The sequence below is a fragment of the Curtobacterium sp. MCBD17_035 genome, from assembly GCF_003234815.2.
Lineage (GTDB): Bacteria > Actinomycetota > Actinomycetes > Actinomycetales > Microbacteriaceae > Curtobacterium.
In genome coordinates this window covers 2,022,431-2,046,794 of the sequence record NZ_CP126279.1, presented here as the reverse complement: position 1 = coordinate 2,046,794, position 24,364 = coordinate 2,022,431, and the positions used below count along the sequence as shown (strand labels likewise).

Below are 24,364 nucleotides of genomic sequence, written 5' to 3'. Positions count from 1 at the left end.
CGGGCCCTGGCGCGGGCGACGCTCAGACGATCTCGAACACGTGGATGCCCGGTCCGTAGGCAGTGAACACCGCGCCGACGGACCGGTGCCGCTCGTGGTCGCGGTGCTTCTCGCTCGACCAGACCAGGCGGTAGGCGTCGACGTCGCCGTGCGCCGGGAGGGTCATGTCGCGGGTGCGTCCACTGCCGTGGACGATCACGAGCACGCGGTCGTCCGGTTCGTCCTCGGGCGTCGACTCGGCGAAGTACTGCAGCGCCCGGTGCGTCGGCTCGTCCCATCGGTCGTCCGTCATCGGGGTGCCGTCGGTCGCGTACCAGGTCATCCTGGTCGCCGAGGGCGTGTCGGCGCCGTCGGTGCCGAAGCGCGACGGCCGGAGGGCCGGGTGCGCCGCCCGGAGACGCACGAGGGCCGCGGTCTGCTCGACCATCCACTCGACGTCCGGGTCCGGGCTCCAGTCGACCCACATCGACGCGTCCGTGATGGCGTACGGGTTGTTGTTGCCGTGCTGGGTCCGACCTCGTTCGTCGCCGGCGGTGATCATCGGCACGCCCGCGGACAGCAGCAGCGTGCCCATGAGGTTCCGGAGGGACCGTTGCCGTGCGGCACGGACCCCGCGGTCGTCGGTCGGCCCCTCCACGCCGTGGTTGAACGAGCGGTTGTCGTCCGTGCCGTCGCGGTTGTCCTCGCCGTTCGCCTCGTTGTGCTTGTGGTCGTACGACACGAGGTCACGCATCGTGAAGCCGTCGTGCGCCGTGACGAAGTTCACCGCCGCCGTGGGGCCACGGTCCGCGCCGAAGACGTGACGGGACCCGGCGAGCACACCCGCGAGGGCACCGATGCCCGTCATCGGGCTGCCGTCGCGGCGCTCCCGGGCGATGTCGGTGAGCCAGAACTGCCGGACCGTGTCGCGGAAGCCGTCGTTCCACTCGGCGATGCGCGGGCCGAAGGCACCCGTCCGCCACCCGTCCGGCCCCACGTCCCAGGGCTCGGCGATGAGCTTGACGTCCTGCAGGAGCGGGTCGTCGCGCAGGCGTTGCAGGAGCGGGTGTGCCGGGTCGAACCGGTGGTGGGCGTCCCGTGCCAGGGCCGCCATGAGGTCGAACCGGAACCCGTCGACCTGGACCTCACGTGCCCAGTACCGCAGGCTGTCGACGACGAGGTCCGCGATCGCCGGCTGGGACGTGTCCAGGGTGTTGCCGCATCCGGAGGTGTCGAAGTACCGCTCGGCGCCCGCCGCTGGTTCCTCCGCCCAGCGGTACGCCGTCGCCCCGTCGAGCCCGCGCAGTCCGGACGTCGGGCCGCCGAGGCCCTCTTCCGCCGTGTGGTTGTAGACGACGTCGAGCACGACCTCGATGCCGGCTTCGTGCAGGAGCCGGACCATGCCCTTGAACTCGCGCAGCACCGCGGTCGCCCCGGCCGCCCGGGCGCTCGCCGACGCGTAGGGCGCGTGCGGGGCGTGGAACCCGAGCGTGTTGTACCCCCAGGCGTTCTCGCGCCCGGCTCGCCGGAGCCACTCCTCGGAGCGGAAGGCGTGCACGGGCAGGAGCTCGACCGCGGTCACCCCGAGCCGCCGGAGGTGGGCGATCGTGCTCTCGTGCGCCAGTCCCGCATAGGTGCCGCGCAGGTGCTCGGGCACGGCCGGGTTGCCGGCGGTCAGGGTGCGGACGTGTGCCTCGTACAGGACGGTCCGGTCGACGGGCGTGCCCGGCTTCGGCACGCCGCCCCAGTCGAAGCCCTCGTCCACCACGACCGAGGTCCAGCCGTCGCCGGCCGGCTCGATCCCGCGCGCGTACGGGTCGAGCAGCGGACGGAGGGGGTCGAAGTCGTCGCGCGCACCCCGTGGTCCGTCCGCGAGCAGGTGGTAGGTGTCGCCCACACGGGCGCCGTCGGCGCGGCCGGTCCAGACGTCGCCGTCGCGCTGCAGGGGGACGCGGATCGGACCGTGGGACGCGGAGGCGTCGACCACGAGGGTCACCGCGGTCGCGGTGGCGGAACGGACGGCGAACGACGCGCCGTCAGCGTCGGGACGGAGCCCCGGCTCGGGCACGATGTCGACGGTCTGCACCCGATCAAGGCTAGCGAGCGACCGGCGTACCCTGTGGAGGCGCCCACGGCCGGGGGCGCGAGGACGCACCACCCGGGAGGCACCGTGCCGGTCTACCTCGACCACGCTGCGACGACGCCGATGCTGCCCGCCGCGCTCGCCGAGTACACGCGTGCGCTGTCGGTGGTCGGCAATCCCGCGTCCATCCACAGCGCAGGCCAGGGGGCGCGCACGACGCTCGAGACCGGCCGGGAACGGGTCGCCCGCTCGCTCGGCGCCGATCCGGTCGAGGTCGTCTTCACCTCGGGTGGCACGGAGAGCGTCAACCTCGGCGTGAAGGGCCTGTACTGGGCCCGGCAGCGCGACGCCCGTCGACCACGCGTCGTGGTACCCGCCGGGGAGCACCACGCGACCGTCGACACCGTCGAGTGGCTCGCCCGGCACGAGGGCGCGGTCGTCGACGTGGTCCCGCTCGACGAGCGGGGTCGCCTCGACCTCGTCGCCCTGGAGGCGGCGCTCGCCGATCCCGCGGACGTCGCCCTGGTCACGTTCCTGTGGGCCAACAACGAGGTCGGCACGATCCAGCCCGTGGCCGACGTCGTCCGCCTGGCGCACGCGGCGGGCGTGCCCGTCCACTGTGACGCGGTCTCGGCGTTCGGCCAGGTGCCCGTCGACTTCCACAGCAGCGGTGTCGACGCCATGAGCGTCTCGGCGCACAAGATCGGCGGCCCCGTCGGGATCGGTGCGCTCGTCCTGTCGCGGACCGCCGTGGTCGAGCCGCTCCTCCACGGTGGTGGGCAGCAGCGGCAGGTCCGGTCCGGGACGCAGGACGCGGCGGCGGCCGCGGCGTTCGGCGTCGCCGCGTCGGCGCCCCACCCGGACCTCACGCCGCTCCGGCAGGCGCTCGTCGCCGGGGTCGCGGAGCGCGTCCCGACCGCGGTGCTGCGCGGCGACCCGGTGGACCGCTTGCCGGGGAACGCGCACTTCACGTTCCCGGGGTGCGAGGGGGACTCCCTGCTGTTCCTGCTCGACGCGGCAGGCGTCGCGGTCTCGACGGGGTCGGCGTGCCAGGCCGGGGTGCCCGAGCCCTCGCACGTCCTGCTCGCCATGGGTCTGTCCGAGGAGACCGCTCGCGGCGCGCTGCGGATCACCCTCGGGCACACGAGCACGGCGGACGACGTGGCCGCGTTCCTCGATGCACTGCCCGACGCGGTCCGACGAGCCACCCGCGCGGGCATGGCCGGACACGCGCCCGCCATCGGCGCCCGCTGAGGCCGCCAGCCGGGACGACGGTGGCGCGGACGGTGCCGCCGCGCATGCTCCACTGCCGACCCCGGCCGCGGGGACGGTGGCGGCTGGGCCGGTAGGCTTGTCGATCATGGTCGAACTGGACATCAGCGAGCAGATCTCCGCCCTCCGCGAGACGTTCGGGAACATCCGCTCGGTGGTCGACGTGGACCGCCTCGAGCGTGAGATCGCCGAGCTGAGCGAGCAGGCCGGCGCGCCTGATCTGTGGGACGACACCGCGCACGCGCAGCAGGTGACGAGCGCGTTGAGCCACCGGCAGGCCGAGCTCAAGAAGATCACCGAGACCGAGCAGCGCCTCGACGACCTCGAGGTCCTCGTCGACATGGCGAACGAGGCCGAGGACGAGGAGAGCGCGCAGGAGGCCCGCGACGAGCTGACCGCCCTCTCGCGGACGATGGGCGAGCTCGAGGTGCAGACGCTCCTCGACGGCGAGTACGACGCACGCCCGGCCGTCATCACGATCCGCGCCGGCGCGGGCGGTGTCGATGCCGCGGACTTCGCCGAGATGCTCCTGCGCATGTACCTCCGGTACGCCGAGCAGCACGGGTTCCCGGTCCAGGTGATGGACACCAGCTACGCGGAAGAGGCCGGGATCAAGTCCGCGACGTTCGAGGTCGACGCCCCGTACGCGTTCGGCAACCTGTCGGTCGAGGCCGGCACCCACCGCCTCGTCCGGATGTCGCCGTTCGGCGCCGCAGGCAAGCGCCAGACGTCCTTCGCCGCGGTCGAGGTCATCCCGCTCATGGAGGAGACCGAGGCCATCGACATCCCCGAGAACGACATCCGGGTCGACGTGTTCCGGTCCTCCGGCCCGGGTGGACAGTCGGTGAACACGACGGACTCCGCCGTCCGCCTGACGCACATCCCGACCGGCACCGTCGTCTCGATGCAGAACGAGAAGTCCCAGATCCAGAACCGCGCCGCGGCGATGCGCGTGCTGCAGTCGCGCCTCCTGCTCCTCAAGAAGGAAGAGGAGAACGCGAAGAAGAAGGAGCTCGCCGGGAACATCACGGCGAGCTGGGGGGACCAGATCCGCTCGTACGTGCTCGCGCCGTACCAGATGGTCAAGGACCTCCGGAGTGAGTACGAGGTCAACAACCCGAGTGCCGTGTTCGACGGCGACCTCGACGGCTTCCTCAACGCCGGGATCCGGTGGCGCAAGCGCGGCGACGCCTGACAGGCAACGCGCCAGCGTTGCGCGTCGCCGCCTGAGGAGCCCGTGACGACGGCGCCGGGACCGGCCCCGTCCCTCCCGGCCGCGAACCGCGCGCCTGACTTGCGTTCCGAGGAACGGCACCTACCCTGATCGGGTCATGATCAGATTCGACCAGGTCACCAAGGTGTATTCGGGCAACCCGAATCCGGCGCTCAACGACCTCACTCTCGAGATCCTCAAGGGCGAGTTCGTGTTCCTCGTCGGGGCCTCCGGCTCCGGCAAGTCCAGCTTCCTGCGGCTCGTCCTCAAGGAGGAGCGCCCCACCAAGGGTCAGATCCACGTCCTCGGGCAGCGGCTCGGCTCCCTGTCATCGCGCAAGGTCCCCTACTTCCGCCGCAACCTCGGGGTGGTGTTCCAGGACTTCCGGCTGCTGCCCAACAAGAACGTCTTCGACAACGTGGCGTTCACGCTGCAGGTGATCGGCAAGAGCAAGGGGTTCATCGGCGAGGCCGTGCCGGACGTGCTCAAGATGGTCGGACTGTCGGGCAAGGCGAACCGCCTGCCGCACGAGCTCTCCGGTGGTGAGCAGCAGCGCGTCGCGATCGCCCGTGCGGTCGTGAACAAGCCCGCGATCCTGCTCGCGGACGAGCCCACGGGCAACCTCGACCCGACGACCTCGGCGGGCATCATGGCCCTGCTCGAGCGCATCAACCAGGGCGGGACCACCGTGCTCATGGCGACGCACGACGCCGGCATCGTGAACCAGATGCAGCGTCGCGTGATCGAGCTGTCGGCGGGCAACGTGCTCCGCGACGAGCAGTCCGGTGGCTACCAGACGCAGGCGGTGCCGATCGTGCGGCAGCAGCCGGTGTCGACCACCACGGGCATCCAGACGCTGCCGGGGATGGTCCGATGAGGCTCGGGCTCGTCATGTCGGAGGTCGGCTCCGGCCTCCGCCGCAACGCGTCCATGGTCGTGTCGGTCGTGCTCGTGACGTTCATCTCGCTGACGTTCGTCGGCACCGCGATCCTGCTGCAGATGCAGATCACCCAGATGAAGGGGTACTGGTACGACCGGGCGCAGGTCGCCGTGTACCTGTGCACCGACACGGACACGACGGGGAACTGCACCGGGGCCAAGGCGACGGCCGACCAGCGTCAGCAGGTCGAGGAGCAGCTCCGTTCGTCGACGCTCAAGCCGTTCATCCAGAAGACCTACTTCGAGACGCAGGACCAGGCGTACACACGCTTCAAGTCGCAGTTCAAGGACTCCCCGGCGACCGAGTTCGTCAAGCCGCAGTACCTCAACGAGACCTTCTGGGTGAACCTCAAGGACCCGTCACAGTCCGACGTGCTCATCGAGAGCCTGTCGAAGCTCGCAGGGGTGCAGAGCGTCGTCGACCAGCGGGGGTACCTGCAGCCGATCTTCTCGGTGCTCAACGCGTCGTCGTACACGGCGGTCGGCATCGCGGCCCTCATGCTCGTGGCCGCGGTGCTCCTCATCGCGACGACCATCCGGTTGTCGGCGTTCTCGCGACGTCGAGAGCTCGGCATCATGCGGCTGGTCGGTGCGTCGAACCGGTTCATCCAGACACCGTTCATCCTCGAGGGGGTGATCGCCTCGCTCATCGGGGCGGTCCTCGCCGGGGGAGCGATCGTCGCCGTCGTCTGGTTCTTCGTGCGTGGCTACCTCGCGACGCGGTTCACGGGCACGCCGTTCATCGGCATGAGCGAGACGGTGCTGGTGGTGCCAGCGGTGGTGGTCATCGGCGGCATCCTGGCGGCGCTGTCCGCGAGCGTCGCGATCCGGCGGTACCTCAAGGTCTGACCTTCCCGCGCGCTGCTGCGGCTGTCGTTCGGGAAGCGTGGGTGGTCGACACCGGTTGGGTAGACTGGGCGGCCGCCACACACCGGTGGCCGGCGGAGAGGACTCGACATGCCGAAGGAACGCGGGGAGAAGGTCGTCGCGACGAACCGGCGCGCGCGGCACGACTACCTCATCGAGGACACGTACGAGGCCGGCATCGTGCTGTCGGGCACCGAGGTGAAGTCGCTGCGACAGGGCCGGGCCTCGCTCGTCGACGGGTACGCCTTCATCGACGGCGGTGAGGCCTGGCTCGACGCCGTGCACATCCCCGAGTACACCGAGGGCACCTGGAACAACCACGCGCCCCGCCGCAAGCGCAAGCTGCTCCTCCACAAGCAGCAGATCGTCAAGATCAGCCACAAGACGAAGGAGGGCGGGTACACGCTCGTCCCCCTGCAGATCTACTTCTCGGATGGCCGGGCCAAGGTCGAGATCGCCGTGGCGAAGGGCAAGCGCGAGTACGACAAGCGGCAGGCGCTGCGTGAGCGCCAGGACCGCCGTGAGGCCGAGCGCGCGATCTCGACGCGCGGGCACCTCGGGGAGTGACGGGGCGGGCCTCCCGAGCCGTTCGCTCCGGCGCCGTTCGCCCCGGGCGGACCCGGGAGGACCGTGCTGGCCTGGCAGGGTCCGGTGTGAGCGCGCTAGACTGGGCAACCGCCTCCACCACGAGGCGTGTGGTGCCGCTCACGCGGCGCTGACAACTCCACAGTGTGACAGTGGCCCTCCGTCATGGGGATGATCGGTTTCGACATCGCCTGCGTGCCGACGGGAAGCGGGCCGAGGATCCACGGTCATCTCGTCAACGATCCGTGGAAAACAACAAGTGCCAATTCCAAGCGCACTGACTTCGCTCTCGCTGCGTAAGCAGTAGAGCCACATGAAGTCCGTCGGCCGGGTGATCGTTCCCTATCCCGTGTCCGGCGTCATCCAGGGGACTCGCTGCGTGATTCCGTCCGGAGGTCACGCGGGACTTGCATCCGGGCTGGGCTCGTCGTCCTAGAAGCCAGTAGCAAAGGACGGAGTCGAGCAGAACGCCTCATCTGGCTACGCCCGTAGAAGACGTCGAATCACAGCGATGGACGGGGGTTCAATTCCCCCCATCTCCACCACTGCGGATCGATCCGCGGGGTCACTGTCACACACGTGGTCGTCCGAGGCCGCACCGGTTCCGCTCCGCGGGCGCCGGTGCGGCCTCGGACATTTCAGCGCCCCCATCTCCAGCACCCAGCGGTTCTCCGGCGCCCGGCGGTTCTCCGGGGCCCGGCGGTTCTCCGGGGCTCATCGGTGCTCGGAGACCCAGGTACTCCCGGCCTGGGTACCTGCGAGGCCGGGTTCCTGTGGGCTGCCTGCGTAGCACGATCGATCGAGCGCCTCCCGTCGGTACCGTCGGCGTCGGGTCGGCGGACGCCGGTCCGCTCGCTCACACGAGGGTCCCGCGGTGCGGGTGGCCCGTCGACGGGAGGACGCACGTGCAGGAGATCGCGATCCGGGTCCGGCTCGCCGCTCGGGAGCGGCTCGGGCTGTCCGACTACGAGCGGACCGTGCAGGCCGTCGCCACGCTCGCCGCGGTCGTCCGCTGGCTGCCCACGCCGGAGGCGCGTCTCGTCCTGCGTGGTCGTGGCAGCGACCCGGTGCGGGTCGAGACCGTGAGCACCGCGAACGGCTTCGAGATGGTGCTCGTGCTCGATGACCGGTCCTCGGCCGTCGAGCGGGCGGCGGTGGTCGTCGCGTCGGCGATCGCGACCGCCGCAGGGGAGCGGGTCGACGGTGCCGCGGGAGTCGTCGGCGAGCTCGACCGCCTCGATCGCAGTGCGCCGCGCGGTCGGAGTGTTGCCGAGCGGGCGCTTCGCCGGTTCCTCGAGGACGCCCGCACCGACGTGGTTGCCGGGCGTCTGACCGCACGCGTCCGGGCCGCGAGCGCGCTCGTCCGGTTGGCGGAGGACGGTGCGATGGTCGTCGTCGAGCGCGTGGTCGACCCCGCTGCCCCGGCGGTCGAGGGGCACGTGGTCGACGACGTGCCCGAACCGGGGGACGCGGTGGTCGTCGCCGAGACACCGGACGAGGCGGCGCTCATGGCGGACGCGCCCGTCGTCGTGGGAGTCGTGCCGCAGGTCGCGGTGACCGAGGCCCCGCCGCTCCCCACGCCGCCTTCGGGCGAGCCGAGCATCGCTCCCGCGCAGCAGCCCGACCGGTTGAAGAGGGACGCCTCGAAGAAGAGGGACGAGTCGAAGCAGAAGGACCGGTCGAAGCAGAAGGACCGGTCGAAGCAGAAGGACAAGTCGAAGCAGAAGGACAAGTCGAAGCAGAAGGACAAGTCGAAGCGGAAGGACCCGTCGGCGAAAAAGGACCGGTCGAAGAAGGGCGGGCCGAAGAAGGGCGGGTCGAAGAAAGGCCAGTGAACCTGTGGGATCGTACAGGCGCCGTGTTTCCATCCGGTTACGGCTGTGTTCCGATCGCGTTGCCTGAACGTTCCCCGGGTGCGGATGGTGGAAGAGTCGCATAGTCCTCAGCAATCCGACACAGGAGCGACTTTGGCTACGACCACCACCACGACGACGCCGCCGGACACCGGACTCAAGCGCAACGTCGGCTTCATCGGGCTCATCTGGGCCTCGACCGGATCGATCATCGGTTCCGGGTGGCTCTTCGGTTCCCAGCATGCCCTCGAGGCAGCTGGTCCCTCGGCGATCATCTCGTGGGCGATCGGCGGTGTCGCGATCCTCGTGCTCGCACTCGTCCACGCCGAGCTCGGCGGCATGTTCCCGATCGCCGGAGGCACGGCTCGCTTCCCGCACATCGCGTTCGGTGGCGTCGCCGGCGCGTCGTTCGGTTGGTTCTCGTGGCTGCAGGCCGCGACGGTCGCCCCGATCGAGGTCGAGGCGATGATCAACTACGCGCAGCACTGGAAGTGGGCGCAGACCTTCGTCACGCCATCGACGGGCGTCCTCACGGGCTCGGGCATCGCCGTCGCGATCTTCCTCATGCTGATCCTCACCGTGATCAACCTGTTCAGCGTCAAGATCCTCGCGAACACGAACTCCGCGGCGACCTGGTGGAAGGTCGGCATCCCCGTCCTCGTCATCATCGTGCTCGGGTTCTCCGGGTTCCACGGCAGCAACTTCACGGCCGCCGACGGGTTCGCTCCCGAGGGTGCGAAGGGCATCCTCGCCGCGGTCTCGACCTCGGGCATCATCTTCTCGTTGCTCGGGTTCGAGCAGGCCGACCAGCTCGCGGGTGAGTCGAGCAACCCGAAGCGTGACATCCCGCGCGCGGTCATCGGCTCGGTCGTCATCGGCCTCGTGATCTACCTGCTGCTCCAGATCTTCTTCCTCGGTGCGCTCAACCCGTCCGAGATCGGCCACACCTGGCTGTCCGGTGCCTACACGAAGTTCACCGGCCCGTTCGCGGACATCGCCATGGGCGCCGGGATCACCTGGCTCGCGGTCATCATCTACATCGACGCGGTCATCTCGCCCGGTGGCACCGGCCTCATCTACGTCACGGCGTCGTCGCGTGTCTCGTACGGCCTCAGCAAGAACGGGTACTTCCCGCGGGCGTTCGAGTGGATCACGAAGGGCGCGGTGCCATGGTTCGGCCTCATCTTCGCCTTCGTCATCGGCGTCGTGTGCTTCCTGCCGTTCCCGTCCTGGCAGTCGCTCGTCGGCCTCATCACGAGCGCCTCGGTCCTCATGTACGGCGGTGCCCCGCTCGCGCTCGGTGCGTTCCGCAAGCGGATCCCGGACGCCGAGCGCCCCTACCGGCTGCCGGCCGCCAGCGTCCTCGCACCCCTGTCGTTCATCGTCGCGAACCTCATCATCCTGTGGACGGGCTGGTCCACGGACTGGAAGCTCGGGATCGCGGTGGCGCTCGGCTTCGTCATCATCATCCTGAACCGGGTGCTCGGTGGGAACCGTGCGGTCCAGCCGCGCTGGGACTGGCGGGCCGCGCAGTGGCTGTTCCCGTACCTCATCGGCATGGGTCTCATCGTGTTCCTCAGCGACTTCGGTCCGCTGAAGCACCCGTGGTTCCCGCTCTGGTGGGACATCGCGGTCACCGCGGTGTTCTCGATCGTGATCTACTACTGGGCCGTGAACAGCGCCTCGAGCCGTGAGGAGATCCTCCGCACCGCCGAGGACGTCCGCGAGACCGAGGAGACCAGCGTCGTCGACGCCGTGCCCACCCATTGATCGCGGTCTCCGCTCACTTCGAACGGGAGGCGGTGCGCACGACGTGCGCACCGCCTCCCGTTCGTCGCTCCCGGACCCGTGATCGCGGCGCGGTCGAGCGTCAGAAGTCGGCGAGGTTGGCCCGGAGGCCGCCGTCACCGAACTCGCGACGGAGCAGACCGCGGCGACGGAGGACCGGGACGAGGTCCGCGAGCATCCGCGTGACCGCGACGGGGTGGAGGTCTCCGGAGAGGATGAAGCCGTCGTTGTCGGCGTCGTCGCCGAGCTCCTCGGCGAAGTCGGCGAACTCCTCCGCCGTGCCGACGAAGCCGGTGCGGTCCGCGAGCCGGCCCTTCCGTGCCTTGCGGGTCAGGAGCGCGCGGAGCGGGGCGTCCGGGGTGTCGCCGACGAGACCGCGGATCGTGCCCGCGGAGACGTGGTCGCCGAACAGTCCCGCGGGCAGGGGTGCGTCGAGGTCGAGCGTCGTGAGGTCCGTCTCGAGGTCGCTCGACTGGCCCATCGCGACGACGAGCAGGTCCTCGTCGCTCGGGTGCCGCGAGGCGTCGACGAGCCGGTCGGCCTCGGCCGCCGAGGACACGATCTCCGGCTTCACGACGAACATCGTCCGGACAGCACCCGGCGCCCGGCCCGCAGCGGCGGACGCCTCGGCGATGCGGGACCGGTACCCACGCACGGTGGCGGCGTCGAGCGGGGCGAGGGCGAGCTGCACGTCGGAGTGGGTGCCCGCGAACGCGAGCCCACGGCCTGAGCCACCCGGCGAGACGATGACCGGGTCGTCCGCGAGCGGGAGCGCGTTGAGGGGGCCGGTGACGTCGAAGTACGTGCCCTGACGCCGTGAGCCGTCGGTGCGCTCGCCGTCGGCGAAGTGCCACGTGTCGGTGTCGGCCACGACGGCGTCCTCGCCCCAGCTGTGCCACAGGTGCCGGATGACGCCGAGCCACTCCTCGGCGCGGTCGTACGCGGCGTCATGGGGCAGCGGCGCGGCGCCGACGTGCCGCGCGCTCCCGACGTCGGTGACGACGTTGAGCCCGAACCGACCGCCCGACAGGTGCGCCAGGGTCGACGCCTGTCGTGCCGCGAGGTACGGCGGGGTGATGCCCGCGTTGACGGTCGGCACGACGCCGATGTGTTGCGTCGCTGCGAAGAGGTACGGCGCGAGCAGGAGCGGATCGTGCTTCGGGCCGCCGTACGTCTGCCGGACGCGCAGGTCGAGGGTCGACGGGTTGCCGAGCGAGATCGCGTCCTCGGCGATGACGAGGTCGAGGCCGGCCTGTTCGAGTGTCCGGACGGACTGCTGGTACAGGTCCGGACGGGTCCAGTCGTACCCCCAGTCCCAGTCGGGCCGACCCCACCCCTGCGGGCCGAACCCGCGGGCGAAGAACCACCCGAAGTGCTGCATCCGTGGCATCAGATCTCCTCGAGCACGATGTGGGGAGCGCCGAACTCGCCGGACCGGACGTCTTCGTCCACGGTCGCGGTCTCCGCGACCGGTGTCGGGCCTCCCGGACCGTCGGCGGGCAGACCGACCCCCGGCCCCTCGGCGGACCGGACCGCCGCCAAGCCGCGCTCGAGGTCGCGGATCAGGTCCTCGACGTCCTCGATGCCGACCGAGACGCGCAGCAGGCCCTCGTCGATGCCGGTTGCGGCGCGTTCCTCGGGCGTCCGCTGGGCATGCGTCGTCGACGCCGGATGCAGGATGAGTGACCGGACGTCGCCGAGGTGCGTCATGCGACTGAACAGGCCGAGTGCGTCGACGAACCGCTGGGCGGCGTCCCGTCCGCCCGCGAGCGAGAAGGCGAACACCGAACCGGCCCCACGCGGCAGGTAGCGCGTCGCGAGGTCGTGGTAGGGGTTGGACTCCAGCCCCGCGTGGTCCACGTTCGCGACCTCGGGCTGCGCGTCGAGCCACCGGGCGATCGTCAGCGCGTTCGCGCCGTGGCGCTCCATGCGCAGCGAGAGCGTCTCGACGCCCTGCTGGATGAGGAACGCGTTGAAGGGCGAGGGGGTGGGGCCGAGCCGTGCGGCGACGACGTCGCGTGCGTACACGACGAACGCCCGGTGCCCGTGGCGGTCGACGTGGCTCCGGCCGCCGAGCGCGCGGTCCGGTTCGGTCAGATGGGGGAACCGGCCGCCCGTGGCAGCCCAGTCGAAGCGACCGCCGTCGACGACGACCCCACCGATGGCGGAGCCGTGTCCCGCCAGGAACTTCGACGCGGAGTGCACCACGATGTCCGCGCCGTGCTCGAGCGGCCGGACGAGGTACGGCGTGGCGAGTGTGTTGTCGACGACCAGCGGTACGCCGTGCTCGTGCGCCACCGTGGCGACCATCGCGATGTCGAGGACGTCGTTCTTCGGGTTCGGGATCGACTCGCCGAACAGGAGCCGCGTCTCGGGGCGGATCAGCGCCCGCCAGGCGTCCGGGTCACGGGCGTCGTCCACGAAGTCCACGCTGATCCCGAGTCGTCCGAGGTTCTGCAGCAGGAGGCCGCGGGTGCCCTCGTAGATGCTCGACGCCGACACGACGTGGTCGCCGGCCTGCAGCAGACCGAGGAGCGCCACGGTCACCGCGGCCTGTCCGCTGCCGACGAGGATCGCCTCGACCCCGCGCTCGAGGACGGCGACGCGGCGCTCGAGCGATGCGTTCGTCGGGTTGCCGAGCCGTGTGTACGTGTACCCGGCGTCGTCGCCGGCGAACCGGTCGCGCGCCTGCCCGAAGTCGTCGAACAGGAAGCCGGACGACATGTGGATCGGGGTGATCCGCGCGCCGTGCGCCGAGTCGGGCACGACCCCGCCGTGCACCTGCTCGGTGCTGAACCCGAACCCCGCCGTCGCCGTGTCGCTCTCGGGCACGTCCCACCTCTCTCTGCCTCTGCCGGCGCACCTGCGCCCATCGGGCGATCCTCCCACTGCCGGAGCCGGGAGGCACGACCGGCGTCGTCCGGTTACGGCACCACCCCCACGACGAGCGTCCGCAGACCGACCGCGACCGTGTCGACGACCGCGCCGAGCGGGGCACGCGCCAGCCAGACGACGCCGAGTTCCACGAGCACGAACAGGACGTACCAGACCGCTGCGGGGAGCCGGTACTCGCTCGCGACGATGTGGAAGTCCGTCCGGACCGGAGCGCCGGTGGCGATCCAGCCGGCCACCCGCACGACCGACCGCACACCGTCGACGACGAACAGCGCGCCGATCGCAGTGACGACGAGCACGGTCCACTCCGAGGGACGCACCGCGACCCAGACGGCGACGGCCGCGAACCCGACGACGACCAGGACGCCGAAGGCGTTCCGGACGAACAGGACGGCGACCACGGCGGCGACGCCGAGGACGGCAGTCGTGAGCACGCGGTCGGCGTGCACGGACCCGATCACGAGCAGGGCCCCGGCCCAGAGCGGTGCCGAGTACCCGGCGTAGAGGTTGCCGAGCCGGACCGCCCACCGCGCGGCGCGGGGGACGCGACCGAGGTCGACCCATGCCTCTCCCGAGCCGTCCGCGTGGAGGTCGATCCGGCGGATGCGGCCGCCGAACGGCACGACGACGACGCAGTGGCCGACCTCGTGCACGATGGTCGTGGCGATCCGGGCGACGCGTCCGACGGCGGGCACGAAGGGCAGCGCCGCCCCGACGAGCAGGGCGACCAGGAGCGCGGAGGACGGCACCCGGGGATCTTCGCGCACCCGGCCGATGTCGAGCCTGGGAACGCGGGGGGGGGGGGGCGACCCCCGGCCGCCGCCGATCGGCGCTCCTGGTGGAGCCGCGGTGGCAGACGCGCGCCGGCATGGGGGACGTCCGCTCGGCGACCACGGCGTCGACGGGGAGTAGACGAGACGGGTGACGACGACCTCCCGATCCGACGCCGGCGACCAGGACACCGAGCGCGACCGGCAGCGGTGGCACGCGTTCGCGGTGTGCATCGCGGTCGCCGGGATCACGATCATCGACCTGTCGACGGTGAACGTCGCGCTGCCGTCGATCCAGCGGTCGCTCGGCGCGTCGAACTCGGAGCTGCAGCTCATCGTCGCCGGCTACGCACTGGCGTTCGGCCTGGCGCTCGTCCCGGCCGGGCGCCTCGGTGACCTCCGGAGCCGCCGGCTCATGTTCGTGGTCGGCCTGATCGCGTTCACGACCGCCAGCCTGTTGTGCGCGATCGCGCCGTCCATCCAGGTGCTCGTCGTCACGCGGATCCTGCAGGGCTTCGCCGCGGGGACGCAGATGCCCCAGGTGATCGGCCTGGTGCAGCAGCTGTTCCGTGGGGAGGAGCGCGGGCGCGCGTTCGGCATCTTCGGGGCGATGGTGGGCATCTCCACCGCGCTCGGTCCGACGATCGGCGGCGCGCTCATCGCCCTCGGCGGCGAACAGACCGGATGGCGCTACATCTTCTGGCTCAACGTCCCGTACGGCCTCGCGGCCCTGTACTTCGCGGTCCGCCTGCTGCCCCGGAAGCGCCAGGACCCGTCACGCGACCGCGAGCTCGACCTCGTCGGGATCGTCCTGCTCGGCGTCGCGGTCGTCACGCTCATGCTGCCGTTCGTGCTCACCTCGGGCACGGGCGACTCGCCCCTGCGGTGGCTCGCACTCGTCGGCACCGCGGTGTCCGGGGCCCTGTTCGTCTGGTGGGAGCGGCACTACGCGCACACGGGACGGTCCCCGGTCGTGCACTTCGACCTGTTCCGGCTGTCGTCCTACCGGAACGGCCTGCTCATCGCCGCGGTGTACTTCGCGGCGCTGCCGGCGACGTTCCTCATGGTGACCCTGTACCTGCAGGAGGGCCTGCACCTCGAGCCGCTGTTCGCCGGCATGGTGAGCATCCCGTTCGCCGCCACGGCCGCCGCGGGCGCGTGGTTCGGCGGTCGCCTCGTCAACCGCATCGGCAGGGCGCTCGTCGTCTGGGGGCTCTGCGCGGTGGTCGTCGGGTTCGTGGCGCTGCTCGTCGCCGCGACCACGACCCCCGCGTCGGTCACGCCATGGGCGATGGCGGGTGCGTTCCTCATCGGTGGCGCGGGCGGTGGCCTCGTCGTGTCGCCGAACCAGACTCTGACGCTCGCGCAGGTCCCCGTCGAGCACTCCGGTGTCGCGGGGTCGATGCAGCAGCTCGGCCAGCGCGTGGGCACCGCGATCGGCACGGCCGTCGCCACGAGCGTCTTCTACGGGATCGTGCGGAGCGAGGACCGGAAGGCGGGGGACCTCACGGCGTACCACGACGCGTTCCGCGCAGGCACGGCGTTCACCGTCGGACTCGTCGTGCTCGTGCTCGCGCTCGCGATCGTCGACCTCGTGTCGCGGAAGAAGCGCGGCGAGGAGACGCCCGTGCCGCAGGAGGCCTGAGACGTCGCCGGGTCGTCGCGCCTACCCGCGGATGGTGCGCACGACCGCGTCGTGCAGGAGCCCGTTCGTCGCGAGGGCGGTGCCGTGCCACGGGCCGGGCTCGCCGTCGAGCGACGTGAACCGCCCGCCCGCCTCCTCGACCACGGGGACGATCGCCGCCATGTCCCACGGCTTCAGGTCGCCCTCGCCCGCGACGTCGAGGGTGCCCTCGGCGACCATCATGTAGGCCCAGGCCTCGCCGTAGGCACGGGTCCGCCAGACGGACCGGGACAACCGCAGGAGGCCGTCGAGCCGCCCGGCCTCGTCCCAGTCCTGGAGGCTCTGGTAGCTCACCGAGGCGTCCGCCAGCTCCGCCACTCCCGACACCCGCAGGGGACCCTCCGACGAGGAAGCCCCGAGTCCCGTCGCCCCCCACCACCGCTTGCCCATCGCGGGGGCGGACACGACGCCGACCCGGGGGACGCCGTCGACGGCCAGGGCGATGAGCGTCGCCCACACGGGCACGCCGCGCAGGTAGTTCGCCGTGCCGTCGATCGGGTCGATCACCCACTGCCGGTGTCCGGAACTCCTCGCGGTGGTCCCAGCGGCGGCGGTCGACTCCTCGCCGAGGAACGTGTCGTCGGGGCGCTCGGCCGCGATCCGCTCGCGGAGGGCCGCCTCGACCGCCTGGTCGGCGTCGGTCACGTGCGTGCGGTCGGCCTTGACGTCGACGTGCAGGTCGGCCGCCCGGAAGCGGGCGAGGCTGATCGCGTCCGCCGTGTCGGCCAGGGAACGGGCGAACGCGAGGTCGGCGGCGAGGTCCACGCGCCGAGCCTACCGAGCACCGACGGTGCGGCTGGCCCGGCCGTCCTTCCCCGCGAGATCGCGCCCGTTGCCGCTCGCAGACCGGTCGGAGCGGCAACGACTGCGATGGCGGCGAAAGGAAGGGAGAGGGGCAGGTCAGTCCGCGCCCGGGTCCAGCTCGCCCATGCCCGTGAGCAGCGCGCGGAACGAGTCGAGCCGCTCGATGCCCGTGGGGCCGAGCTCGCCGTCCTGGACCCGGTCGACGATCTCCCAGTCGTGCGCCTGGTCGAGCGGTATGCCGTCGGCGGGCTCGCGGACCGGCACCGCGTGCGCGGCGAACGCGCGGAACACGTTCTCGGGCTGCACGTGCCCGAGGCCGAACGACCGCACGCCGGGGGTGTCGATGATCCAGCCGCCGCCGTGCACCGGCAGCGCGATCGAGGACGACGACGTGTGGCGCCCGCGTCCGGTGACCGCGTTCACGACGCCGGTCGCCCGGGAGGCCCCGGTCAGGGCGTTCACGAGCGTGGACTTGCCGACGCCCGAGTGTCCGACCGTCACCGTCACCTGGTCACGGAGCACGGCCGCGAACGCGTCGAACGGCACGTCACCCGCGGCGCTCGTGACGACGCGCAGGTCGAGGCACGCGAAGTGCGCGAGGAACGGCTCCGGGTCGGCGAGGTCGGTCTTCGTGATGCAGAGCACCGGGTCGAGCCCGGCGTCGAAGGCGGCCACGAGGTACCGGTCGACGAGCCGGGGCCGGGGCTCGGGGTCCGCCGCGGCGATGACGATGAGCATCTGGTCCGCGTTCGCGACGATGACGCGTTCGACGTCGTCCGTGTCGTCCGCGCTGCGGCGGAGGAACGTCGAGCGGTCCGCGACCTTCACGATGCGGGCGAGGGAGCCCTCGTCGCCGCTCACGTCGCCGACGAGCGACACGTGGTCACCGGTCACGACGGCCTTCTTGCCGAGCTCGCGCGCCTTCGTGGCGGTGATCACCCGGGCCTGGCCGGACTCGGCGTCGAGCGGACCGCCCCCGACGAGCACGCCGAACCGTCCGCGGTCGACGTTCGTCACCCAGCCGGGCGTGGCGTCCTCGTGGGTGGGGCGCTGCTTGGTGCGCGGACGACTGCCCTTCGGGTTCGGCCGCACCCGCACCGCGGACTCGTCGTACTGCCCGTACGGTTCGTCGAGGTCGTCGTCGTCCCCGCCGTCGAACCAGCTCATGCGCCCGACGTCGCCACGAGCGTGTCCCACAGCTCCGGGAACTGCGGCAGGGTCTTCGCGGTGGACCCGATGTCGTCGACCGCGACGCCGTCGACGACCAGACCGATGATCGCGCCCGCGGTCGCCATCCGGTGGTCCTCGTACGCGCCCCACGCGCCCCCGTGCAGCGGACGGGGCTCGATCCGGAGGCCGTCGTCGAGTTCCGTCACCGCGCCTCCGAGACCGACGACGTCGGCGGCGAGTGCGGCGAGCCGATCGGTCTCGTGTCCGCGCAGGTGCCCGATGCCGGTGACCGTCGACGGGCCCTCGGCGAGGGCCGCGAGCGCGACGAGCGCGGGCGCGAGCTCGCCGCCGCGCGACAGGTCGAGGTCGACGCCGGGCAGCGACGCCCCGCCACGGACACCGACGCCGCCGTCGACGACGAGGTCCGCGCCGTCGCGCGTGACGGTCGCGCCCCAGTGCGGCAGGAGGGTCTCGAGGTCCGCGCCCACCTGGGTGGTGGCGGTCGGCCAGGTCCGGATGCGGACGGTCCCTCCGGCGACGAGCGCGGCCACCGCGAACGGTGCCGCGTTCGACAGGTCCGGCTCGATCGTGACGTCGCGGGCGGCGATCGGACCCGGGTGCACGTGCCAGACGCCCGTGTCGGGTTCGTCGACGACGACCCCACGGTCGCGGAGCGCCGCGACGGTCATCGCGATGTGCGGCATGCTCGGCAGCCGTTCCCCGCGGTGCCGGAGCAGCAGGCCCTCGTCGAACCGGGGCGCCGACAGCAGGAGGCCCGACACGAACTGGCTCGAACGGCTCGCGTCGATCGTCAGCTCGCCACCGCGCACACGGCCCGTCCCGGTGAACGCGAACGGCAGGCTGCCCCCGCCGTCGTCGGTGACGTCCACACCGAGCGCGACGAGCGACGCGATGGTGGTGTCCATGGGGCGCCGGCGCGCGGCCTCGTCACCGTCGAACACCACTGGACCGTCGGCGAGCGCGGCCAGGGGCGGGAGGAACCGCATCACGGTGCCGGCGAGCCCGCAGTCGACCCGGACGTCGCCATGCAGCGGCGCGGGGGTCACGCGGAGGTCCGGGCCGTACGGGCCGGCCCCACCCGCCGGGTCGATCCGGACACCGAGCGCGCGGAGGGCGTCGACCATGAGCGCCGAGTCCCGCGAGTGCAGGGGGAGCCGGATCGTGGACGGACCGTCGGCGAGGGCCGCGAGCACGAGCTCGCGGTTCGTCAGGGACTTCGACCCGGGCAGGGCGACGTCGCCGTGGAGGGGACCGCGCGCCACGGGCGCCGGCCAGTCGTCACCGGCGGGGACAGAGCGGGAATCAACGGGAGCCTGCATCGGTTCCCCAGGATAGCGATGCGCGTGCCCCGCCTGCCTGGCGAGGTGCGTGCCGGACAGGAGGACCATGGCCACCGCGCTGACAACGGAGCGTCCACGGGTGCGGACGTTCCCGTCCGCGTCGACGTCGCTGATCGGGGACCTCGACGACGACCGCCGACTACGATGGCGGGCGATGACGAGCCAGGACGACGCGACGAACCCCGACGGTCCGCTCGGACGACCCCCGGTCGACGAGACGGAGGAGCAGCTCGACGCCGTCGAGGAGGAGTCCCTCGCGCTCGCCGAGACGGACGGTGCGGACGCGGTCACGACCCCCGACGCGCAGGAGCTCCGCCGGCTGTTCGAGGAGCAGGCGTTGCCGTTCATGGACCAGCTGTACGGCGCGGCGATGCGGATGACACGGAACCCGGCCGACGCGTCGGACCTCGTGCAGGAGACCTTCGTCAAGGCGTTCGCGGCGTTCCGGTCGTTCCGGCAGGGCACGAACCTCAAGGCCTGGCTGTACCGGATCCTGACGAACACGTTCATCAACAGCTACCGGAAGAACCAGCGGAACCCCTACCAGGGCACCATCGACGAGCTCGAGGACTGGCAGCTCGGCGGGGCGGAGAGCGTCACGCAGAGCATCTCGTCGCGGTCGGCCGAGGCCGACGCGATCGACCACCTGCCGTCGTCCGCGGTCAAGGACGCCCTGCAGGCGATCCCCGAGGACTTCCGGATGGCGGTCTACTTCGCCGACGTCGAGGGGTTCTCGTACCAGGAGATCGCCGACATCATGAAGACCCCGGTGGGCACGGTCATGAGCCGGCTCCACCGCGGCCGGCGCCTGCTCCGCGGGCTCCTGGCCGACCACGCACGAGAGACCGGTGTGGTGCCCGACGCAGCGTCGACGGAGACGATGCGACCGCGGACCCGCACCACGAAGACGCCCGCCACGACGGGCCGGAGCACGGGGAGGAACGGACGATGAGCGGCTGCGACTGCTCGAAGGCCAAGGCGGAGCTCGAGGAGTTCCTGCACGACGAGCTCGAGCGCGACGACCTCGCGGACATCCGCGAGCACATGGCCGGCTGCGAGGACTGCTCGAGCGAGCACCGCGTCGGCGTGGTGCTCATGACGGCCGTGCAGCGCGCCTGCAAGGAGACCGCCCCGGAGGACCTGCGGACCCAGGTCATCGCCGCGCTGCGCGAGGCGCAGGCGACCCACTGACCCGACCGGGAGGCCCGCCCGCCGTCCGCCTCGTCGGCGGCGGTGGGCGGGCCTCCCAGCCGGTCGGGGCCGACGCGCGATCAGATGGTGAGCGCGCGGTCGATGACCTCGGCCGCCTCGCTCGCGGAGCGCTTCGACGACCCCGTCGCCGGAGCCGCGCTGGCGGGACGTGAGGACACCGAGAGCGGAAGGCCGTCGAGGTGGCGCGACAGCGCCATGCAGACGAACGGCCAGGCGCCCTGGTTCTCCGGCTCCTCCTGCGCCCAGACGAGGTCCGCCTGCGGGTAGGAGCGGAGGGTCGCGAGGATCTGGTCGAGCGGGAGCGGCGCGAGCTGCTCGAGTCGGACGAGTGCGATGTCCTCGACTCCGCGCTTGGCGACCTCGGCAGCGAGGTCGTGGTGGATCTTGCCCGAGTGGAGCACGACCCGCCGCACGGCCTGGCGGTCGGCGATCCGCTGGTCGTCGATCACCTCGCGGAAGCCGCCGGTCGTGAACTCCTCGACCGCGCTCGTCGCCTGCCGCATGCGGAGCATCGCCTTCGGCGTGAACACCACGAGCGGCCTCTGCGGACGCGCGTGGGCCTGCCGACGGAGCAGGTGGAAGTACGACGCCGGGGTCGACGGCCTCGCCACGACCATGTTGTCCTCGGCGCAGAGCTGCAGGTAGCGCTCGATCCGAGCCGAGGAGTGGTCCGGCCCCTGGCCCTCGTAGCCGTGGGGGAGGAGCAGCACGAGCCCGGACCGCTGGCCCCACTTCTGCTCGGCCGACGAGATGAACTCGTCGATCACCGTCTGCGCCCCGTTGGCGAAGTCGCCGAACTGGGCCTCCCACATGACGAGGGCCTCGGGCCGCTCCACGGAGTAGCCGTACTCGAACGCCATGGCCGCGTACTCACTGAGCGGCGAGTCGTAGATGTACAGCCGGCCCTGGTCCTCGGTGAGGTTCGCGAGGGGGAGCCACTCCTGGCCGTTGACGCGGTCGTGGAACACCGCCTGGCGCTGCACGAAGGTGCCACGCCGGGTGTCCTGGCCGGTGAGCCGGACCGGCTTGCCCTCGACGAGGAGGGACCCGATCGCGGCGAGCTCCGCGAACGCCCAGTCGATGCCGCCGCTGCGCGACATCTCGACCCGCTTGGTGAGCAGCTGCTGGAGCTTCGGGTGGACCGTGAACCCCGCCGGGGGGTTGTCGTGCGCGTCGCCGACGAGTCGGAGGACGTCCGCGCTCACCGCCGTCTCGTGCACCTCGTGCTCCGAGTCGTCGCGCTGCGCGGAGGGCCGTTCGAGCCCCTGCACCGCGCCGCCGTCCGCGGGGACGACCGGGATCGACCCCGTCTGTGCCTCGTGGGTCTCGGCGAACGCACGCTCGAGGCGGTCCTGGAAGTCCCGGTGCGCCTGGTCGTACTCGTCCTGCGTGATGTCGCCGCGACCGACGAGGGCGTCGGTGTAGAGCGTGCGGACCGAGCGCTTCGCCTCGATGAGGTTGTACATGAGCGGCTGCGTCATCGACGGGTCGTCGCCCTCGTTGTGGCCGCGGCGGCGGTACGAGACGAGGTCGATGACGACGTCGCGGTGGAACTGCTGCCGGTACGCGAACGCGATCTCGGCGACGCGTGCGACGGCCTCCGGGTCGTCCCCGTTCACGTGGAAGACCGGCGCCTGGATCGTCTTGGCGACGTCGGTCGAGTACACCGACGACCGCGACGCGCTCGGCGACGTCGTGAACCCGACCTGGTTGTTCACCACGACGTGGACGGTGCCGCCCGTGCGGTAGCCCCGCAACTGCGACAGCTGCAGGGTCTCGACGACCACGCCCTGTCCGGCCATCGCCGCGTCGCCGTGGACGAGCACCGGCAGGACGCCGAAGGTGCCGATCGGGGTCCGGTCCTGCTTGCCGCGGACGATGCCCTCGAGCACGCCGTCGACGGCCTCGAGGTGCGACGGGTTCGCGGCGATGGTCACCGGGATCGCGGTGCCCTCGGCCGAGCGGAACACGCCCTCCGTCCCGACGTGGTACTTGACGTCGCCGGAGCCCTGGCCCGCGACGGCGCCGGGCAGCTGCGTCCCCTCGAACTCGCGGAAGATCTGCCCGTAGGTCTTGCCCGCGATGTTCGTGAGCACGTTGAGCCGACCACGGTGCGCCATGCCGATCGCGACCTCGTCGAGACCCTCGCGCGCGGACTCCTGGATGAGCGTGTCGAGGAACGCGATCATCGACTCGCTGCCCTCGAGGCTGAACCGCTTCTGGCCGACGTACTTCGTCTGCAGGAACGTCTCGAACGCCTCGGCCTCGTTGAGCTTGCCGAGGATCCGCAGCTGCTCGTCCTTGCCCGGCTTGGCGTACGGCACCTCGACGTGGTCCTGCATCCACCGGCGCTGGGCCGGGTCCTGGATGTGCATGTACTCCACGCCGATCGTGCGGCAGTACGAGTCGCGGAGGATCCCGAGGATGTCCCGGAGCGGCGCGCTCGTGGTGCCGGCGAGGCCACCCGTGACGAACTCGCGGTCGAGGTCCCAGAACGTCAGCCCGTGGTTCTCGATCTCGAGGTCCGGGTGGGTCCGCTGCTGGTACTCGAGCGGGTCGATGTCCGCCATGAGGTGTCCGCGCACCCGGAAGCTGTTGATGAGCTCCTGCACGCGTGCGGTCTTGTTGACGCGCGACGACAGGTCGACGTTGATGTCGTTCGCCCAGCGGATCGGCTTGTACGGGATCCGGAGCGCCGCGAAGATGCCCTCGTAGAAGCCGCGCTCGCCGATGAGCAGCTCGTGGACCGTCTTGAGGAACTCCCCGGACCCGGCGCCCTGGATGACGCGGTGGTCGTAGGTGCTCGTCAGCGTGATCGTCTTGCCGACCCCGAGCTCGACCAGGGTCTTCGGCGCGGAGCCCTGGAACTGCGCCGGGTACTCGAGGGCACCGGCACCGATGATCGACCCCTGCCCCTTCATGAGCCGCGGCACGGAGTGCACCGTGCCGATGCCGCCCGGGTTCGTCAGCGAGATCGTCGTGCCGGCGAAGTCCTCGGCCGTGAGCTTGTTCGCCCGCGCGCGCTTGACGAGGTCCTCGTACGCTGCGATGAACTGCGAGAACGTCAGGGTCTCGGCCCGCTTGATGCTCGGGACGAGCAGCGCACGGGTGCCGTCGGACTTCGGGACGTCGATGGCGATGCCGAGGCCGACGTGCGCCGGGGTCACGACGACGGGCTTGCCGTCCTGCTCGTCGTGGTAGACGTTCTGGCTCGGGAACTCCTGGACCGCCTTGACGAGCGCCCAGCCGATGAGGTGCGTGAAGGACACCTTGCCGCCGCGCGTCCGCCGCAGGTGGTTGTTGATGGCGATGCGGTTGTCGATCATGAGCTTCGCGGGGATCGTCCGCACGCTCGTCGCGGTCGGTACCTGGAGCGAGGCCTCCATGTTCGCGGCGAGGGTCTTCGCCATGCCCCGCAGCGGCGTTCGGACGTCCTCGTGGGTCTCCTCGTGGTCGTCCCGCTCGTCGCTCGGGTCGGCCGGGATCGGGGCCGGGGTCGGCTGCTTCGACGTGGTCCGTGCCGGCATCTGGGTCGACGAGGTGCGCGGGGCACCGCCGTCCGCGGCGCGCGCGGGCTGCGCGACCGGCGCGGCCGGCTCGACGGGACCCGCCGGGTCGGGAGCGGACCCGGCAGCCGGGGACGGGCCTCCCGGGCGGTCGTCGGACGCGCCCGGGTCGCTCACCTGCGTCCGGTGGTAGCTCTCGAGGACCGGCCACCAGGACCGGTCCACGGCGTCCCTGTCGACCAGGAACTGCTCGTAGAGCTCGTCCACCAGCCACTCGTTCGCGCCGAATTCGCCTGCGGTCTCGTCCGATGTCCCCGTCAGATGGCTCGACACAGCCGATCGCCCACTCTCCGTCGATTGATGCTGGTGCCGGTCGCACACAC

General features: G+C 71.4%; 18 protein-coding genes and 1 other RNA gene. 11 read left to right on the top strand and 8 right to left on the bottom strand.

What is annotated here, in order from left to right:
* Positions 1–22 precede the first annotated feature (22 nt).
* Positions 23–2,065, bottom strand: coding sequence for a glycogen debranching protein (locus DEI93_RS09685; protein ID WP_111120156.1), 2,043 nt, complete (start codon positions 2,063–2,065; stop codon positions 23–25).
* Between the two features lie 84 nt (positions 2,066–2,149).
* Here DEI93_RS09685 and DEI93_RS09680 point away from each other — a divergent pair, with 84 nt between their 5' ends.
* The 8 genes from DEI93_RS09680 (at position 2,150) to DEI93_RS09645 (ending at position 10,561) form a co-directional block, all read left to right on the top strand.
* Positions 2,150–3,316 (top strand): cysteine desulfurase family protein, encoded by a 1,167-nt coding sequence (locus tag DEI93_RS09680; protein ID WP_111009264.1) that lies wholly within the window; start codon positions 2,150–2,152, stop codon positions 3,314–3,316.
* 106 nt (positions 3,317–3,422) lie between these two features.
* Complete coding sequence (gene prfB / locus DEI93_RS09675; RefSeq protein WP_111009263.1) at positions 3,423–4,529, top strand: peptide chain release factor 2; 1,107 nt, start codon at positions 3,423–3,425, stop codon at positions 4,527–4,529.
* A 136-nt stretch (positions 4,530–4,665) separates the two neighbouring features.
* Positions 4,666–5,424, top strand: a complete 759-nt coding sequence (gene ftsE, locus DEI93_RS09670) for a cell division ATP-binding protein FtsE (protein WP_111120155.1) — start codon at positions 4,666–4,668, stop codon at positions 5,422–5,424.
* The gene (gene ftsX / locus DEI93_RS09665; RefSeq protein ID WP_111009261.1) at positions 5,421–6,335 is read left to right on the top strand and encodes a permease-like cell division protein FtsX; all 915 of its coding nucleotides are present in this window, start codon (positions 5,421–5,423) and stop codon (positions 6,333–6,335) included. Before ftsE ends, ftsX begins: the two co-directional genes overlap by 4 nt.
* Positions 6,336–6,443: 108 nt before the next feature.
* Positions 6,444–6,920, top strand: coding sequence for an SsrA-binding protein SmpB (smpB, locus tag DEI93_RS09660; RefSeq protein ID WP_111013736.1), 477 nt, complete (start codon positions 6,444–6,446; stop codon positions 6,918–6,920).
* Between the two features lie 185 nt (positions 6,921–7,105).
* Positions 7,106–7,483, top strand: a transfer-messenger RNA (tmRNA) gene (gene ssrA / locus DEI93_RS09655).
* 360 nt (positions 7,484–7,843) lie between these two features.
* Positions 7,844–8,773 (top strand): hypothetical protein, encoded by a 930-nt coding sequence (locus DEI93_RS09650; RefSeq protein WP_111027162.1) that lies wholly within the window; start codon positions 7,844–7,846, stop codon positions 8,771–8,773.
* A gap of 132 nt (positions 8,774–8,905) precedes the next feature.
* On the top strand, positions 8,906–10,561 hold the full coding sequence (locus DEI93_RS09645; RefSeq protein ID WP_220035624.1) for an APC family permease: 1,656 nt from the start codon (positions 8,906–8,908) through the stop codon (positions 10,559–10,561).
* A 100-nt stretch (positions 10,562–10,661) separates the two neighbouring features.
* Here the strand turns inward: DEI93_RS09645 and DEI93_RS09640 are convergent, their stop codons facing one another.
* The 3 genes from DEI93_RS09640 to DEI93_RS09630 all read right to left on the bottom strand — a co-directional run bounded on the left by DEI93_RS09640 (position 10,662) and on the right by DEI93_RS09630 (position 14,223).
* Complete coding sequence (locus DEI93_RS09640) at positions 10,662–11,969, bottom strand: LLM class flavin-dependent oxidoreductase (protein ID WP_111120154.1); 1,308 nt, start codon at positions 11,967–11,969, stop codon at positions 10,662–10,664.
* Complete coding sequence (locus DEI93_RS09635) at positions 11,969–13,411, bottom strand: O-acetylhomoserine aminocarboxypropyltransferase/cysteine synthase family protein (RefSeq protein ID WP_258372283.1); 1,443 nt, start codon at positions 13,409–13,411, stop codon at positions 11,969–11,971. Before DEI93_RS09635 ends, DEI93_RS09640 begins: the two co-directional genes overlap by 1 nt.
* 92 nt (positions 13,412–13,503) lie before the next feature.
* A complete protein-coding gene (locus tag DEI93_RS09630) occupies positions 13,504–14,223 on the bottom strand; it encodes a M50 family metallopeptidase (protein WP_181436082.1) in 720 nt (239 codons plus the stop codon).
* Between the two features lie 172 nt (positions 14,224–14,395).
* Here DEI93_RS09630 and DEI93_RS09625 point away from each other — a divergent pair, with 172 nt between their 5' ends.
* On the top strand, positions 14,396–15,889 hold the full coding sequence (locus tag DEI93_RS09625; RefSeq protein ID WP_111027165.1) for an MFS transporter: 1,494 nt from the start codon (positions 14,396–14,398) through the stop codon (positions 15,887–15,889).
* A 21-nt stretch (positions 15,890–15,910) separates the two neighbouring features.
* Here DEI93_RS09625 and DEI93_RS09620 read toward each other — a convergent pair whose 3' ends face one another.
* From DEI93_RS09620 to aroA, 3 genes are all read right to left on the bottom strand, one after another.
* Entirely contained in the window at positions 15,911–16,693 is a 783-nt protein-coding gene (locus DEI93_RS09620) for an inositol monophosphatase family protein (protein ID WP_111013740.1), read from the bottom strand.
* Positions 16,694–16,828: 135 nt separating this feature from the next.
* A complete protein-coding gene (rsgA, locus tag DEI93_RS09615; RefSeq protein ID WP_111009254.1) occupies positions 16,829–17,899 on the bottom strand; it encodes a ribosome small subunit-dependent GTPase A in 1,071 nt (356 codons plus the stop codon).
* Positions 17,896–19,242 carry a 3-phosphoshikimate 1-carboxyvinyltransferase gene (gene aroA, locus DEI93_RS09610; RefSeq protein ID WP_111120153.1) on the bottom strand — a complete coding sequence of 449 codons (1,347 nt, stop codon included), beginning with the start codon at positions 19,240–19,242 and terminating at the stop codon, positions 17,896–17,898. Before aroA ends, rsgA begins: the two co-directional genes overlap by 4 nt.
* Before the next feature lie 67 nt (positions 19,243–19,309).
* Between aroA and DEI93_RS09605 the strand changes: the two genes are divergently transcribed.
* Positions 19,310–20,215, top strand: a complete 906-nt coding sequence (locus tag DEI93_RS09605; RefSeq protein WP_284158401.1) for a sigma-70 family RNA polymerase sigma factor — start codon at positions 19,310–19,312, stop codon at positions 20,213–20,215.
* A complete protein-coding gene (locus DEI93_RS09600) occupies positions 20,212–20,454 on the top strand; it encodes a zf-HC2 domain-containing protein (RefSeq protein ID WP_111009253.1) in 243 nt (80 codons plus the stop codon). Before DEI93_RS09605 ends, DEI93_RS09600 begins: the two co-directional genes overlap by 4 nt.
* 80 nt (positions 20,455–20,534) lie before the next feature.
* On the opposite strand, the gene DEI93_RS09595 is transcribed toward DEI93_RS09600, so the two are convergent.
* Positions 20,535–24,314 carry a multifunctional oxoglutarate decarboxylase/oxoglutarate dehydrogenase thiamine pyrophosphate-binding subunit/dihydrolipoyllysine-residue succinyltransferase subunit gene (locus DEI93_RS09595; protein ID WP_111120152.1) on the bottom strand — a complete coding sequence of 1,260 codons (3,780 nt, stop codon included), beginning with the start codon at positions 24,312–24,314 and terminating at the stop codon, positions 20,535–20,537.
* Positions 24,315–24,364 lie beyond the last annotated feature (50 nt).